Raw genomic sequence first — 15048 nt, forward strand, 5'->3', positions numbered from 1 at the left:
TGGGCTAACATTATTGGTTAAATATCTTTTATTCCACAATTAGTTTTAAATGAAAAGCTATTCGGGCAAAAAAATGGTGGTTTCATTTATAATTCCGGCCCATAACGAGGAAAAAATGATAGGCTTTGCCCTAGAGCCCTTAATAAAATTGAAAGCAGACTGCCCTTTCATTGAAATATTGGTTGGGCTTGACGGCTGCACTGACAGAACAAAAGAAGTGGCTGGAGAATTTAAAGAGATTAAATTATTTGAGTTCAAAGAAAGAAAAGGAAAGCATAAAGTGTTGAACGAATTAGTCAAAAAAGCGCGCGGTGAAATATGCGTTATAAATGATGCTGACTGGATTTTTGTTGCAAGAAAAAATGATTTAAAAAAAATGATTGAATGCTTTGAAGACAAAAGCATTGGGGGTTTAGGAGACCATTACGCTTTAACCTTTGCCCCAGAAATACTCAAAAAAAGCAATTCAATCCTGTTTGCAGGAGAAGCATGGAACCTTCTTTTCATCACAGAATACAAAAACAAATTCTTCACCAAAGAAATTAACGGAGAAAGGTTTGCAGATTTTGGAAAAGCCAGCTATCCCTTCTTTGTTCATTTTTTCAGGAAAAACTCTGTTGGAGAAGCAACAACGCTTGCAGATGACGCAGAGAGATTCCTGCAAATTGAAAGAAAAGGATTGAAAGTGAAACTGCTTCCTTTCGGCTCAAAGCCTTATTTCATTCCAGCATACAATTCAATTGACTTGAAAGGAATACTGAAACAGAGAAGCAGAGGCTTTATTGCGCAGAAACAGATAAGAGAGAAATATGGGTCAAATAATTTTACTGCAAAAACAAGCCTTTCGCTATTCTTTTACGCCCTCAAAAATCTTCCAAGAGTAAAAAAACCAAAACATGTTTTTGGGGTTCTCTTATGGTGGGTTCTTTCAGGGATTTCATACATTAATTATGCAGTAAGGAAAAGAAATCTTTCAACTGAAGAAGGCTGGCAACTAGGATTAAGCCGTTAGAACTTTAAAGTAGAGTTTTGGATTGAAAATTATGTTCCTGACCTGAAAAAGGCAGTGCGTGCAATAGCACCCTTCCCCTTCAATCATTTTTCTCTGTCTATCTGCTTTTTTTGAAAACCACACAGAAGAAAAAGCATAATTTGCTTTCCTTAGACTTCCAATGCTTGGGAGGAGTTCGCATAAAGAAAGGCTGCCGTCTGAATTAATTACCCCTGCAACCTTTCCTGCAAGGCATGGAATCACCTGCCTTTCCTGCCTTAATGTCTCAAGCTGTATTTTATTTAGGAAAGAATTAATCTTGAATGCCATGAGAGGATAGAATGATTTCATGAAAAAACTGTTCTTGTAATACCTTTTGTCCCTTGAAGAATAGGCTTTCAGGTTTTCCCTGTATTCACCAAAAAGCTTTTCCATCTGCTCTGCTGTAGGGGGCTTTAATTCCGGGTTTTTTGGGTTGCCTCTAATTATCTCAATTGTATGAAAGTCAACATCCATTTCATCCCTTACAAAATCCATTAAAGCGCCCATTTCACCGTAGTTTTGGTTGCATACAACAGTGCACACCATTGTGGAAAGCTGGGGGAATTCTCTTTTCAGTTTTCTAAGTTTTTTTTCTGTTTTCAGAACCTTCTGAAAATTACCCTTTACTCCTCGAATCGAGTAATGCGTTTTCTCCAAGCCGTCAAGAGAGAGCAGAATTGTAAGATTTATTTCACTGCATTCTGAGAGAATTTTTTTTGTTGTCTTGTATATTTTTTCAGGAAGAAGGCAGTTTGTTGGAATTGCAATGTTTTCCGCCTTATTGTTTTCAAAAAAAACCCTGCAGATTTCAGGCAAATCATTTCTCAGAAAAGGCTCTCCTCCACTCAAATGAAGCCATGCGAGTTCATGCATGTTTTCTGAAATTCTTTTTATTTCTTCAAGCGACAAATCATCTTTTCTGTTCAAATTTTTCCAGTTAAAGCAGGTTTTGCACCTGCTGTTGCATTTGCTTGTAACAAAGAAAATCATGTAAGGGGGCAATTTGTTCTTTCGGGGATTTAAAAGCCATTTGAATGATTTTCCAATCATTTATCGCCCGCCTCGCTGAATTTTTTAACTCCCTTCATTACTCCTGCGCTCCAATAAATTCTCCCAAGAAAGAGCAGAGGAGCATAAAGAATAACTTCAGGGGAATATTTTAAATTCTTCCATAAAACAAACGAAAAGGAAACAACGAAAAGAACTGGAAGGAACAGAAGCATTTCATAAAAATTTTTCCTGAAGAGAAAACTCCAAGAGAAAGGATTATCGTATTTCAGATTCACGTATGCTTCCCCTATGCCGTGCTCAAATCTGTGGAATAAAAAATTTTTCAGGTTTTTTATCTTGTGAAAGTGCTTTGCTTTAGCTTCAGGGAGAAAAACTATCCTGTAATTTTTATTTTTTAGTTTGATTGAAAGTGCAGTATCCTCTGTCCAAAGCACTTCCTCATCAAATCCATTCAATTCATTAAATATTTTCTTTCTAATGCAGAAGTTTGCGCTTGTTGCAAGAACTCTCTCTTCTTTCTTCATTTTTGGGTTCAGTGAATGCGCCCAGTCAAGGTGGATTGCTTTTGAGTAAATATTTTTTTCTCCGTCAATCAATGACCCATAAACAGCAGTTGTTTCTCTGTTCATCATTTCTTTAACCATTATTTTAAGCCATTTTTTTTCTGGAGCACAGTCAGAGTCAAGAAAGGCTATTATTCCTGCTTTTGCTTTCCTTGCCCCAAGATTTCTTGCAGCAGCAGGACCTTTATGTTTTTGCTGAACCAAAATTACCCCCTTAAATTTTTTTACTATATCCCTTGTGCTGTCGATGCTTCCATCATCCACTACTATGACCTCAAACTGGCTTTTAGGGAAATCAGATTTAAGAATTGAACTTAATGTAAGGGCAATTGTTTTCTCTGGATTATAGCAGGGAATTACAATAGACACTTTCATACATTAATATTGACTGCTTAAAATAAAAAATAAGAGGGCGGAAAAGGAGAGAAAAAATCTCCTTGCAATTTCCTTTACAAAAATTTTTTCCGCCCTTGTTGTTGCATGCCAACCACTCTCTTTTATTGAATTGGGTTGAAACCTTCCTGAAGGACAAAAAAAATGCAAAATATAAATAATAGTTTTTTGGTACAAAAAACGTAAAATTGGCTGAAAACAACTGGGGGTTAGAAATTCAAACCAAATATTTAAATATATCCAAGGACACATTATTAATCCTAAAAAAAACAACATATAGTGTTTTATTTATTACAAACACAACATATAGTGAGGTTAATTTGTTTTTTAATGAAATTGAGGGGTGAATAGCATGAAGTGTCCTTTCTGCAATAACACTGAGACAAGAGTAATAGATAAGAGAATTAATGACGAAGAAAAGAGCAATAGGAGGAGAAGGGAATGCCTAAAGTGCGGCAGGCGCTTTACAACCTACGAGAGAATTGAATCCCTGCCCAAAATCGAATTCGTAGAAAAAAGGGATGGAAGAATTGTTGCCTTTGACAAGGATAAAATCACTGAAGCCATATTCAAGGCAGCACAGTCTGTTGGAGGAACAGACAAGAGCATTGCAGAAGGGCTTTCAGACAAGGTCATAGAATTATTAGAACAAAAATTTGGCTCAAACAAGACACCAAAAGTTGAAGACGTCCAGGACGCAGTAGAAAAAGTATTGATAGAAGAAGGCCACACAAAAACAGCAAAAGCATTCATTTTATACAGAGAGAAAAGAAAAGAAATGAGGGACCTAAAATCATATCTTACAAAAGCAAACGAAATAATTAACAGCTATCTGAATATTAATGACTGGCGCGTAAAAGAGAACGCCAACGCAGACTTCTCTATTTCTGCATTTCAGGCGCACATTTCAGGTGAAATAATTGCAGAATACGCACTAAACAATATTTACCCAAAAGAAATAGCTGAAGCGCACAGAAAAGCAGACTTCCACATTCACGATTTGAGTGTTGGAACCTTCACTGCTTACTGCGCTGGCTGGAGCTTAATGCAATTGTTAATGGAAGGATTTAATGGAGTGAGAGGAAGGGTTTCAGCAAAGCCTGCAAGGCACTTCAATGCAGCCTTAGGCCAGTTAGTCAACTTTTTTGGTACTCTTCAAAATGAATGGGCTGGCGCTCAAGCAGTATCATCTTTTGACACCTATTTTGCACCTTTAGTGAGAGAAGACAAACTGAATTACAAGCAGGTAAAACAGAGCATACAAGAATTCGTTTATGGAATCAATCAGACAACGCGCTGGGGCAACCAGGTTCCATTCACTAATATTACCTTGGATTGGACTGTGCCTGAAGACATGAAAGACCATAAAGCAATAGTTGGGGGGGAACTGCAGAAAGACACCTATTCAGATTACCAGGAAGAAATGGACTGGATCAATAAGGCATTCATTGAGGTAATGAGCGCAGGAGACATGAATGCAAGAATCTTCACCTTCCCTATTCCAACATACAATATTACAAGAGACTTTGACTGGGGCACAGAGAATGCTAACCTTCTATTTGAAATGACAGCAAAGTATGGAATCCCATACTTCCAGAACTTTATTAACAGTTCCTTGAAGCCTCAGGATGTGCGCAGTATGTGTTGCAGATTACAGTTAAGGTTAGATGAATTGAGGGCAAAGACTGGAGGCTTGTTCGGCTCAGGAGAACAGACAGGAAGCATTGGGGTAGTAACAATAAACATGCCTAAGATTGGCTTTCTTTCAAAAAGCAGGGAGGAATTCTTTGAAAGGCTCGGAAAATTATTGGTGCTGGCAAAGGATTCACTTGAAATAAAAAGAAAGGAAGCAGAAAAAAACATGCAGCAAGGCCTGCTTCCTTACACTAAAAGATATTTAGGGCACTTGAACAACCATTTCTCCACGATTGGATTAGTGGGAATGAATGAGGCAGGCATTAATTTCCTGCACCAGAGCATTGCAGAAAAAGAGGGAAAGCAGTTAGCCTTGGATGTATTAGACTTCTTCAGAGAGAAATTAACTGAATTCCAGGCAGAAACAGGCCACATCTATAACTTGGAGGCAACGCCAGCAGAAGGAACGTCTTACAGGCTTGCAAGAATTGACAAGAGGAATTACCCTGAAATAATTACAGCAGGGAATGGAACGCCTTTCTATACAAATTCAACGCACCTGCCAGTGGACTACACTGACGACATATTTGAGGCATTAAAGCACCAGGACGAACTTCAAACAAAATACACTGGGGGAACAGTATTGCACGGCTTCATTGGAGAGAGGATTGACTCAAACCAGTCATGCAAGAAGCTGGTGAAGAAGATTGCAGAGAATTTCAGGCTGCCTTACTTCACTGTAACCCCAACATTCAGCATCTGCCCAGTGCACGGCTACATCAAGGGAGAGCACAAGAACTGTCCCACGGCAGCAAAATAAATAATTGAATGAGGTGACATAAAATGGAAGAAAAGGAATGCGGAAAAGAATGCGAGGTATACAGCAGGGTAGTAGGCTATTTCAGGCCAGTACAGTCATGGAATGAAGGAAAACAAGAGGAATTCAAGCACAGGAAAACATATGAAATAAAAGAAAAAGAATTAAAGTAAAAAAAAAAGTGAAGGAAAAAATGGAATTCAAGGGAATACAGAAGACTACTTTAATTGATTTTCAGGGGCACATTGCCTCTACTTTATTTCTTTCGAAATGCAATTTCTCTTGCCCTTACTGCCAGAACCCCTTGCTTGTAAGGGATGATAAAAGCCTTGTTTCAATCCCTGAAAAGGAAATGATTGAACTGCTTGACGAAAGAAAGGAATTCATTGAAGGCATCTGTATTACAGGCGGAGAGCCAACGCTCTACGGCAAAGAATTAAAGGAATTCGTTAAGAGAATAAAAAGGGAATTGAAGCTGAAAGTCAAGCTGGACACTAACGGAAACAATCCCTTGATATTAAAAGAATTAATTCAAGAAAAATTACTGGACTACATTGCAATGGACATCAAAGGGCCTTTAGATAAATACGATGAAATTGCGAGAGTAAAGGTAGACAAGAAGGCAGTGCAGGAGAGCATTGACCTGATAATGAATTCAGGTCTTGAGTACGAGTTCAGGACAACCATTGTACCGGAATTTTTTTCAAGAGAAGATGCAATCTCAATAGGAAAATGGCTTATGGGAGCAAAAAAATACTTTTTGCAGCAATTCAATAATCAAACAGAATTGCTTGACCCCGAATTCAAGGAAAAAAAGCCTTATCCTCCAGAGAAATTAAAGGAATTAGCACAATTAATGAAGCCTTTCTTTGGGGAATGCGGTGTCAGGGGAATCTGATTTAAAAAAAAAACAGGAAAATCAATTGAAATAAGAATCGTATTTTCCTTCTTTCAGGGCTTTAATTGCTTTATCGGGTTTTACTCCGTCTACCGTGAGGCCTAAAGAGTAACAGGAGCCCATGACTTCTGCTGCAGCGCTTTTCAGGCTTGAAGACTTCATTGAGTCAATCTTCATTTCAGCAACTTTAATGACCTGCTCTATTGAAATGTCTCCTACAATCTGCTCTTTAGGGTTAGGAGAACCTTTTGGCAGATTTAATTCTTTTTTTATGAGGGCGCTAGTGGGAGGGCTTCCTACTTTTATTGTGAAGTTTTTCTTTGAGTCAATTTCTATTGTGACTGGAATCTTTATTCCCTCGAAAGCCTTTGTCTTGGAGTTAATTTCAGCTACAATAGCCCCAATGTTTACTCCTAAAGGACCTAACGCTGGACCCAAAGGAGCTGCTGCTGTTGCTTTTCCTGCTTCAACCATTACTTTGACTTCAGGCATAAATTTTCCTCATTAAAAAATATAATTCATTCTTTTAGAATTCTGATGTGCTCTGCCCTTATTGTCACAGGAATCTTTACTGCTGCCTCAAGCAATTCAACTGTGACTTCCTCTTTTGTTGGATTTACCCTGAGCACCCTTGCCTTTTCTCCCTTGAAAGGCCCAGTAATCAATTCTACTTTCATTCCTTCCTTTATGGACTTCATTAAAGGCTTTGCTTCAAGCAGGGAAGAAAGCTCTTCAATTTTTACTTGGCCTCCCACAATTCCCTTTCCTTTAATGTGAGGGGTATTGGCAATAGCCCTCCTTACTGTTAGCTCTGAGTCTGCCTCTATGAGCACGTATCCTTTAAGGCCTGGAATAACGCTCAAAGAATAAACGCTTAATCCTTCCTCTTTTACCTTGTTTGAAAGGATGTCAACAACCAAGGACTCCTGGCCTACTGTTGTTCTAAGAGTAAAGATCATTAGTATCATTCCATTATAAAAATCATATTTTCGGGAAGCCCATTGAAATAAAAGTAAAAATCAATTTCATTATGTAACCAATTACTGCAACCAATAGTATGCCCAGACCTGTTGCCTTAATCATTACCATGAATTCTTCCCTGTCAGGCTTTCTGGCTACAGTGAAGATCCTCCTGCTTGACTCAATGAAAGGACTCAAATTAAACATTTTTTTCACCAAAAAAAAGATTTTCCTGCAATACAAATAAAAAACAATTCTTAATTACGCCTTAAATTTCATCCAGTGAATTCAATCCCCAAATCAATTTCTCCTTCGTCATTATACAATTCCTTCAACTGCTTTGCTCCACTCCCTGAACCCAGGTAAGGGAATTTCCCTCCGGCAATTACAACCATTGCCTGGATCTGGTTCCTTGGAAGGTCTTCCTCTATCATTGCCCCCCAAATGATATGGGCGTTAGCATTAATTTTAGAGCTTACTGCTTCCACAATCATTTCTGCCTCCCTTAAAGTCATGTCTGCGCCCCCAACAACATTCACTAAAGCCCTTGCAGCCTCACTTATGTCTACATCCAGCAAAGGAGAAGTCAAAGCGTTCTCCACTGCCTCCAAAGCCCTTGAGTCAGTTGCTTTTTCTGCATGGCTTTCACCTAATCCAATCATTGCTGCACCGCCTTTATCCAGTATTGTCCTCAGGTCAGCGAAATCCAAATTGATCAGCCCAGGCTTTGTGACCATTTCAGTTATGCCTTTCACTGCATTTGTGAGCACTTCATCTGCAACCCTGAAAGCCGCAGTAACAGGCAGGTCAGGGGCAATCTCTAAAATTTTATCATTCGGGATAACAATTATAGTATCTGACTCCTTTCTCAATCTAGCCAATCCATCCAATGCGTTCTCCATTCTCTTCCTTCCTTCAACAGTAAAAGGCAGGGTGACAACAGAAATTGTTAAGGCTTTAGATCCTTTTGCAATGTTTGCCACAATTGGTGAAGCCCCAGTCCCTGTGCCTCCGCCTAAACCGCAGGTAATGAAAACCAAATCAGAATCATTCAGTATCCCGGAAACATCTTCAATTGACTCCTGCGCTGCTGCCTCTCCAATAGAAGGATTGCTTCCTGAGCCTAATCCTTTAGTTAATTTTTTTCCTATAAGAAGCTTCTTTTCAGCCTGAACAGAGAGAAGGTCTTGAGCGTCAGTGTTCATTACAATTGTTTCAGCTCCATGAATTCCAATTTCACTCATCCTGTCAACAGTATTGCAGCCTCCGCCTCCAACACCCACAACCCTTATTTTTGCCCTGCTGGCTTCAAGCAATCTCACTAATTCTTCGTCTTGTTCCCCTTGAGGCAGCCTCTTTCCTTTAGGGCCTAATTTGCCTCCTTCAGACAAGGCTTTCCTTACTGCGCGCTCTACAACAGACTTCAAGACCTAAAACCTCCAATAAATTTATAAAAAGCAAAACCATTAATAGTATTAAAACAAAAAATTTCCTGCAAAAAATCAATCATTTTGTTTTGTCACTGGAAAATAATTAAAAGGCAAAGGTAAAATTAATTATGAAAAGAAAAGGATTAAAAGCTATTGCTCAAGCCATAAGGGATTTAAAAATACAGGGAGCCTCAAAAGTAAGGGAGAAGGCAGTCAAAGCAATAGCAGAAAGCGTAAAGCACACAGAAACAAAAGAAGTCCATGAATTCAAGAAAGAACTTAAAAGAAATCTTCTCCTCATACTGAACGCAAGGCCTACTGAACCAGAGCTCAGGACAGCAGTAAGAATAATTTTAAGGAAGGCACTGCACGAAACAGACTCCCTGAATGAACTCAAAGAACACATTTACAGGGCGTGCATGAACTACGAGAAAGAAAGAATAAAGGCAATGCAATTGATTGCACTATACGGCGCAAGGCTCATACCAAAAAATTCAATTGTTCTTACACACTGCCATTCAAACACAGTAGAAGAAATCCTTTTATTAGCACACAAGCAAAAGAAATTAAGGAAAGTATACTGCACTGAAACAAGGCCATTATTCCAAGGAAGAATTACTGCAAGAAACCTTGCAAGAAAAGGAATCAAAGTCATATTAATAGCGGACAACGCTGTCTTTTCCTTCATGAAAGAATGCGATTTATTTTTTACTGGAGCAGATGCAGTCCTTGCAGACGGTTCGGTAATAAACAAGATTGGCACAGCAGGCATTGCCTTAACAGCAAAAAAATTCTGTGTGCCTTACTACGCTGCAACCTCCTCCCATGCCTTTGACCCTCTTACTTTTTATGGAATAGAAGAAAAAATTGAAGAGAGAAATCCAAGCGAAGTATGGGACAAAAAATTGAAGAATTTAAGCATAAGGAATCCTGCCTTTGACAGGACTGAAGCAGAATTCATTGAAGGCATAATAACAGAAAAAGGCGTTCTAACACCGGAAAGCCTCTGCCAGCTGAAATACAAGGAACTCCACCTCGACAAACAAAAAGAAGAATTTTTAGACATATACAGGACAATAAAGGAATTGTGAAATCATGGACTACAAAAAATACAAATTTCATTTGACAATAGGGCTAATTTTACTTGTTGTAATAATATCGGCTGTTTTTATTTATTATTTGCCAACAAAAGAAAAAGAAGCATGTAACAAACTAGGGATTACTACAATGAGTATGCTTCATGTTTCTAAATGCACAGATAATGAGGAAAAAGCTTATGTTAAAGTTGACACGCCTTATTGGACAAGAGAATATTATAATGAATCAGGAAATATTATTCTAAAATGCGGTGAAACTTACGATGAGTACAGTTCCGCTGAGTACATGGACCAATGCACAAAATTTGAAAAAGCTCTCACATGCAATAAACGAATGTGCTTCAATGAATTTGAATATTACATCAAATATTACTTATATTACTTTTTTAATTTTTGATGCAGTCAAGTGAGAACATGAAACAATTGTTTCCATCGTACGCAAACCCCAATACTTGGCGGACAATTACAGCAGACCAAACCCGCAGGGAAGACTGGAAGCAAATTCGCCAGAAAATTCTTGAGCGTGATGATTATGCCTGTCAGTATTGCGGCTTCAAATCAGACAAATGGCAAATCGTGCACCACATTAACGGAAACCCAAATAACAATCGCCATTCAAACCTCATGGTTGTCTGCCAAATGTGCAACCTCATTGAACACGCGGGAATGGGTTGCGTATTGCAGGGTGTTGTTGACTTGTACAAAAAAGCGAAATACAGCCAAAACGAGATTGTCGCAAAGACTAGGGAACTGCGAGCGTCTGGAAAGACCGATGCTGAAATAATCCGGGAACTTGGCCTTGAGGAAAAAATGGAATTCAGGCAGGATTGGGCTTATCTCAAACCACTTTTCGGTTTCGTAACCTCACGAAAGGCGACCGATGAAAAGACAAACATTGCCTTGGCATACCAGTATCAAGCGGCCAGAAATCCGGCCAGCCAAGGTCAGCAGCAGCGGAGTTTGGGTGAGTTTTAACCTCAAAAGACCATAGGTCGTTATATTTATATATTAGTTGTTTAACAACTATAATCATGTTGGAGTTGACTGAAAAGCGTTTGGTTTCCATTTTGTGGATGCTGAAAAACAAGGGGAAAAAATGGAGCATTCACGAGCTGAGCAAAGGCTCTGTCGGATTGTCATATAGACCAACATTTAGTTTTGTCAAAGAGCTCGAGAACAAAGGTTTTATAGAAAAAGACCCAAAGACCGCAGAATATGGTGTTACAAGGGTTGTTGATTTGGTTAGATTTGTTTCGCTTGCAAGGCCTGTTGGAAGCTTGAAAACGCTTAATTTTCATTCGCCGCTTGAATTTTCTAAAACCCTGAAAATGGTTCAAGAATCAAAATTGCCACTTGCTTTCACTGTTTTTGCGGGAAGCGAGCTTTACAGGCAATACGTGAAAACAGACCAAGTACACGCTTACATAAAAAAAAGGGAGGAAGAAAAGTGGGGCAAATACCTGCTTTCAAAAAACTGCCTGAAAGCCCAAAAAAGCCAGGCAAATTTATTCTTGATTCCAACAGAACAAGGGGCTTTTTTCAAGGACGCCACAAAAGTGAGAGGCTATTCCATTGCGCCAGCGCCAATTCTTTTGAGCGATCTCTTGAGCTTCGGCGGCTTGGCTGAAGAACAGGCAAGCTTTCTGATGGAAGAATGGCTTAACAACAGGCTGTGATTCTCAAATGGAAAAACTGATGATTGAAAAGTCAGACGAATTCCTGTATACTTTCTTTAAGAACCTTGGAAAGACCGAGATTGATGAAATTGGCTTGATGGGTGGCTGGGCAGTGCATTACACTCTCAAAAACAAGGATGTTGTTCACATTGGTTCAAGAGACATTGACATTTTCTTTGACCCTGCAAAAATAAATCCAAAAGCCATTGAAGAAAAACTCAAAAGTATGGGTTTTCATCCACACTCCACTTTCCGCTGGGTAAAAATATTCCATAGCGAAACGGGAAAAGAGCTTGGCTTGGAAGAAAGCAAAAAACACCCAATCCACAATCTTTCATACGTCTACTTTGACATTACCACGCCAAACAAAATAGGGCACTCAATGCCAGAGCCATTGCTCAAAAAGGTTTTCAAGAAAGAAAAAGAACACGTAAAAATCAAAGACATTCACGTAATGGTTCCTTCTCCCAAAATACTGATTGAAATGAAGCTGACGTCTATTCCTGGACGAAGCGATGCTTTCAAAAGAACAAAAGACATAGCAGACCTTTACGCTCTGCTGGAAAACAATCTTGGCTTGTGGGTTGTGAAAAAAGGCCAAAGAGTAAAAACAAAGGGTTTGGACAAAAAACTTGCAAAAGGATTCAAGGAAAAGCTTGAAAGATTCAAAATAGACGGCACAATTGCAGCGTCAGCCACAATGCTGAAAATAGGGCAAACCACGCTTACGGATTTGTTGGAAAAAATTTGAGGCTATGTGACTAACTTCAGCGGTTAATAAACCATTGTCATATACCCCAAAACTCGCCAAGAATTCGGGGGGTTACGTTACAGCGCAACTCTATTTAAATGGCCAGAATTTTTTCTTGGTCAGCGCACAAAATTTAACCCATTCGCCGCATGAACGCTTCTGTGTTGGCGCATTTTGCTTAGGGAGTGTGGTAAATCTATAACCTGTGTTGATGTTCAGCTGATTGTAATTGTGCCTGTCATTAAAGGGTGGACGCCGCAGTGAAAGCTGAATGAACCGTTCTTGTCTGCAACGAATTGAACTGCTGTAGTGACATTAAAAGGAAGCTCTGTGTTGATGTTGAAGTCTGGAATTACAATGCTATGGTTTGCGTCCAATGATGTAATATTCAATTTCACTGTGTCATTCAGGCTCACTGAAAAAGAATTTGGAACAAAACCAGCGTTAGTGTCAGCGTTCACGTCAAATGTTCTGAGCTGTCCTGCGTAAACGTGCAGGCACTGGGCAGTGCATAAACCTGCATTGCTGCATGAATCTGTGGTCAAAGAATTGGAGTCATCGCACTGGGAATTAGAAGTGCACGCAGGAGTAATACATGAATCATTACAGCACAACTGGTTTGCATCGCATGGACTGTCTTCATCGCATTCACTTTCAGGCAGTTCAGGCTCCTTTAATGTAATAACTTTTATTACAGGGCTCATGATCCATTGGCTTCCTGCCTTGTGAACTGACTCTGGCTTGAAATCCAAGAGAAGGTCAGTTTCCTTGTTTGCGTCAATAATGAATTGATGCACTAGCTTTATTTTATCGCTTGGCACCTTAACTTCAGCTGTATTGTTTCCGTCAAAGCCTACTGTTGCGCTGTCCACTGAAAGCCTTATCTGGGTGTAATGGCCTGATTCAAGGGTTTTTGTTCCGAGCAATTCCTGCACATTAGCCAATTTCATTAAATCAAAGGTCGCAGAATAGTTTGCGTCAGTGAAATCAAACCATTTGCCGCCCTCAGTTTTGTGAACCTCAATCTTTGAGATAGTTATATTAAGGGAAGTGAAATCTTCGCTGTTATTGTTTCCATCATCGTTTTCTTTAGGGGAGTCCTTCAAGTAAATCTTCAGGTCACCGAAGCCCGGAGTAATGTAGCCTTCTGTTTTGCCATCTTTATCCCCTTTACCGTCATCTTCTTCCTCTCCATCATCATCTTCTTTTTCTGTTTTTACTACGAATTCAATGTTTTTGTCTGTAAGATAGGTTCGAACTATATGGTAAGGCTGCGTCAAAGCCAAGGTTACTACCTCATCTGGCCCTGGAGAGCTCTCTTCCACGAACACCCTGATTGAATTCCCCTGCTCTCTTAAGTCATCTATCTCAATTGAATAGCCTCCGGTGCTCTGCTCTCCCATGAAAACAGCAATAACCATTTCTTTGCTGAAGTCAACTGAAGGAAGCTCTGGTGCTGGGCTCACGCCTTCTTTTACCTTGCTCCACGCTGCCTGCCAAGCGCTGTTGTCTTTTACAACCAAATTTTCTGCTGTCTTGTAACCGCTATTATAACCCTTTTCAATTGTCTCGAAGTCTATTTCCTTGCCGTGCTCTTCCTCATCCTTCTGCTCCTGCTCTTGCTCGTCTTCATGCTCTTTTTCTGACTCAATCTTTATTACAGGCTTCACGATGAATTTGTCCGCTGCTTTCTTTAACGAAGCAGGACTGAAGTCAATTACCAAAGTCACAGTCTTGTTTTCATCAATAGTGAATTCTCTAACCAGCTTTATTTTATCTCCTGGAACCATTACACTGAAGGTATTGTCGTCAATTACTGCCTCAACTTTTGTTACATCAAACCTTATTTGGGTATAATGGCCTGCTTCCAGCTGGCTCTGGCCAATTATTTCCTGTACATTAGACAACTTCATTAAATCAAAAGTTTTCTCCCCTTGGAAGAAAGTAATCCATTTGCCTCCCTCTGTCTTGTGCACCTCAATATTTGATATAGTGACATTCAGCGAGGTAAGACCAGGGATCGTCATTTCATTGGCATCAGTAATCTTTAAGACTAAAGTGCCGTAACCTGAAGGGATAATTCCTCCTGGCGGCTGCTGAGTGCAGCCAAACAACACAATTGAAAAAACTAACAGCAAAGCAATTAAACCAAACTTCCTATTCATCTCCTCTCCTCCTATTAAATTAATTCAATGAATCAATGTAATGCGCAGATAAAATTAAAAAAAGAGGCATTCGGGAAGGCAAAAAAATTAAAAAAAGCAATTAATTTAAATTCGTTATTCTACATAAAATACTTTGGCGGGTAGGACAAGGCCAGCTGACGGTTCCTTAAGTGGAGCTGAGGAAAGTCCGTCCATCCAAACTTTTTGAAAAAAGTTTGATCAAAACAAACTTTTAAGAAAAGTTTGATCAAAAAACACTTGAAAAGGTGGCTCTCGGAACAGAAACGAAACCATTCAAGGATTACAATGAATGAAAAAAGAGGTTCTTTGAATATAGTTTCAAGCTTTGCTTGAAATTTTTCAAAGCTTTGCTTTGAAATAGGATGAAACGGCTGAGAGCAGATGCAAGCCTTCAATGGCGCTCAGGTGAATGCTGGATAAAAACAAAAGACGGCTTACTCTGTCCTGCTCCGCCCTTTTCTTTTAAAAAAAGAAAAGTGCAGGTTGCCCAAAAGAAAAGAAGCGGCAAGTTGCTGGAAGAAAAGAAAAAAAGCGACAGGCTGTCGGAAAGAAAGAAAATTAACGGGTTGCCTCAAAAGAAAAAAGAAAGGGGTTAGGG

General features: G+C 39.4%; 15 protein-coding genes, 1 other RNA gene and 1 pseudogene. 10 read left to right on the plus strand and 7 right to left on the minus strand.

What is annotated here, in order from left to right; translation table 11 throughout:
- The first annotated feature begins 73 nt into the window (after window positions 1–73).
- Window positions 74–1012: a glycosyltransferase gene (locus AB1467_06540; protein MEW6295912.1), complete on the plus strand. Its 939-nt coding sequence runs from the start codon at window positions 74–76 to the stop codon at window positions 1010–1012.
- Here AB1467_06540 and AB1467_06545 read toward each other — a convergent pair.
- Entirely contained in the window at window positions 1001–2083 is a 1083-nt protein-coding gene (locus AB1467_06545; protein ID MEW6295913.1) for a radical SAM protein, read from the minus strand. The genes AB1467_06540 and AB1467_06545 overlap by 12 nt on opposite strands.
- The gene (locus tag AB1467_06550; protein ID MEW6295914.1) at window positions 2080–2982 is read right to left on the minus strand and encodes a glycosyltransferase; all 903 of its coding nucleotides are present in this window, start codon (window positions 2980–2982) and stop codon (window positions 2080–2082) included. Before AB1467_06550 ends, AB1467_06545 begins: the two co-directional genes overlap by 4 nt.
- A gap of 206 nt (window positions 2983–3188) precedes the next feature.
- Between AB1467_06550 and AB1467_06555 the strand changes: the two genes are divergently transcribed.
- The 3 genes and pseudogenes from AB1467_06555 to AB1467_06565 all read left to right on the plus strand — a co-directional run bounded on the left by AB1467_06555 (window position 3189) and on the right by AB1467_06565 (window position 6350).
- Window positions 3189–3347, plus strand: coding sequence for a hypothetical protein (locus AB1467_06555; GenBank protein MEW6295915.1), 159 nt, complete (start codon window positions 3189–3191; stop codon window positions 3345–3347).
- Between the two features lie 5 nt (window positions 3348–3352).
- A pseudogene (locus tag AB1467_06560) lies at window positions 3353–5625 on the plus strand (ribonucleoside triphosphate reductase).
- A gap of 8 nt (window positions 5626–5633) precedes the next feature.
- Window positions 5634–6350, plus strand: a complete 717-nt coding sequence (locus tag AB1467_06565; GenBank protein ID MEW6295916.1) for an anaerobic ribonucleoside-triphosphate reductase activating protein — start codon at window positions 5634–5636, stop codon at window positions 6348–6350.
- A gap of 21 nt (window positions 6351–6371) precedes the next feature.
- Here AB1467_06565 and AB1467_06570 read toward each other — a convergent pair whose 3' ends face one another.
- The 4 genes from AB1467_06570 to ftsZ all read right to left on the minus strand — a co-directional run bounded on the left by AB1467_06570 (window position 6372) and on the right by ftsZ (window position 8701).
- Window positions 6372–6842, minus strand: coding sequence for a 50S ribosomal protein L11 (locus tag AB1467_06570; GenBank protein ID MEW6295917.1), 471 nt, complete (start codon window positions 6840–6842; stop codon window positions 6372–6374).
- Between the two features lie 26 nt (window positions 6843–6868).
- The gene (locus AB1467_06575) at window positions 6869–7318 is read right to left on the minus strand and encodes a transcription elongation factor Spt5 (GenBank protein ID MEW6295918.1); all 450 of its coding nucleotides are present in this window, start codon (window positions 7316–7318) and stop codon (window positions 6869–6871) included.
- Between the two features lie 13 nt (window positions 7319–7331).
- Complete coding sequence (locus AB1467_06580) at window positions 7332–7517, minus strand: protein translocase SEC61 complex subunit gamma (GenBank protein ID MEW6295919.1); 186 nt, start codon at window positions 7515–7517, stop codon at window positions 7332–7334.
- Window positions 7518–7585: 68 nt separating this feature from the next.
- Complete coding sequence (gene ftsZ / locus AB1467_06585; GenBank protein MEW6295920.1) at window positions 7586–8701, minus strand: cell division protein FtsZ; 1116 nt, start codon at window positions 8699–8701, stop codon at window positions 7586–7588.
- 167 nt (window positions 8702–8868) lie between these two features.
- Between ftsZ and AB1467_06590 the strand changes: the two genes are divergently transcribed.
- The 5 genes from AB1467_06590 to AB1467_06610 are packed head-to-tail and all read left to right on the plus strand — an operon-like array spanning window position 8869 to window position 12264.
- The gene (locus tag AB1467_06590) at window positions 8869–9831 is read left to right on the plus strand and encodes an S-methyl-5-thioribose-1-phosphate isomerase (GenBank protein ID MEW6295921.1); all 963 of its coding nucleotides are present in this window, start codon (window positions 8869–8871) and stop codon (window positions 9829–9831) included.
- A 4-nt stretch (window positions 9832–9835) separates the two neighbouring features.
- Window positions 9836–10234, plus strand: coding sequence for a hypothetical protein (locus AB1467_06595; protein ID MEW6295922.1), 399 nt, complete (start codon window positions 9836–9838; stop codon window positions 10232–10234).
- A gap of 17 nt (window positions 10235–10251) precedes the next feature.
- Window positions 10252–10812 (plus strand): HNH endonuclease, encoded by a 561-nt coding sequence (locus AB1467_06600; GenBank protein ID MEW6295923.1) that lies wholly within the window; start codon window positions 10252–10254, stop codon window positions 10810–10812.
- Between the two features lie 56 nt (window positions 10813–10868).
- Entirely contained in the window at window positions 10869–11513 is a 645-nt protein-coding gene (locus tag AB1467_06605) for a hypothetical protein (protein ID MEW6295924.1), read from the plus strand.
- Window positions 11514–11520: 7 nt separating this feature from the next.
- A complete protein-coding gene (locus tag AB1467_06610; GenBank protein ID MEW6295925.1) occupies window positions 11521–12264 on the plus strand; it encodes a hypothetical protein in 744 nt (247 codons plus the stop codon).
- A 215-nt stretch (window positions 12265–12479) separates the two neighbouring features.
- On the opposite strand, the gene AB1467_06615 is transcribed toward AB1467_06610, so the two are convergent.
- Window positions 12480–14429, minus strand: coding sequence for a DUF4382 domain-containing protein (locus AB1467_06615; GenBank protein MEW6295926.1), 1950 nt, complete (start codon window positions 14427–14429; stop codon window positions 12480–12482).
- Window positions 14430–14568: 139 nt separating this feature from the next.
- Between AB1467_06615 and rnpB the strand changes: the two genes are divergently transcribed.
- Window positions 14569–14899, plus strand: an RNA gene (gene rnpB / locus AB1467_06620) — RNase P RNA component.
- Window positions 14900–15048: the final 149 nt, after the last annotated feature.

The organism is Candidatus Diapherotrites archaeon (assembly GCA_040755695.1).
Lineage (GTDB): Archaea > Iainarchaeota > Iainarchaeia > Iainarchaeales > 1-14-0-10-31-34 > JBFMAK01.